Genomic DNA, 553 nt, shown 5'->3' on the forward strand with positions numbered 1-553 from the left:
TGTTTCGGCTAGGGGGCCATCCCGGCTTACCAACCCGATGCAAACTGCGAATACCGGAGAATGTTATCACGGGAGACACACGGCGGGTGCTAACGTCCGTCGTGAAGAGGGAAACAACCCAGACCGCCAGCTAAGGTCCCAAAGTCATGGTTAAGTGGGAAACGATGTGGGAAGGCACAGACAGCCAGGATGTTGGCTTAGAAGCAGCCATCATTTAAAGAAAGCGTAATAGCTCACTGGTCGAGTCGGCCTGCGCGGAAGATGTAACGGGGCTAAACCATGCACCGAAGCTGCGGCAGCGACACTATGTGTTGTTGGGTAGGGGAGCGTTCTGTAAGCCGTCGAAGGTGACCTGTGAGGGTTGCTGGAGGTATCAGAAGTGCGAATGCTGACATAAGTAACGATAAAGCGGGTGAAAAGCCCGCTCGCCGGAAGACCAAGGGTTCCTGTCCAACGTTAATCGGGGCAGGGTGAGTCGACCCCTAAGGCGAGGCCGAAAGGCGTAGTCGATGGGAAACAGGTTAATATTCCTGTACTCGGTGTTACTGCGAAG

General features: G+C 54.6%; 1 rRNA gene. It reads left to right on the forward strand.

The window, feature by feature from the left end:
• Window positions 1-553: ribosomal RNA gene (locus ACF8PE_RS22705) — 23S ribosomal RNA — on the forward strand; the annotation flags it as partial.

The sequence above is a fragment of the Leclercia sp. GLN_9 genome, assembly GCF_043105735.1.
GTDB classification, from domain to species: domain Bacteria; phylum Pseudomonadota; class Gammaproteobacteria; order Enterobacterales; family Enterobacteriaceae; genus Enterobacter; species Enterobacter adecarboxylatus.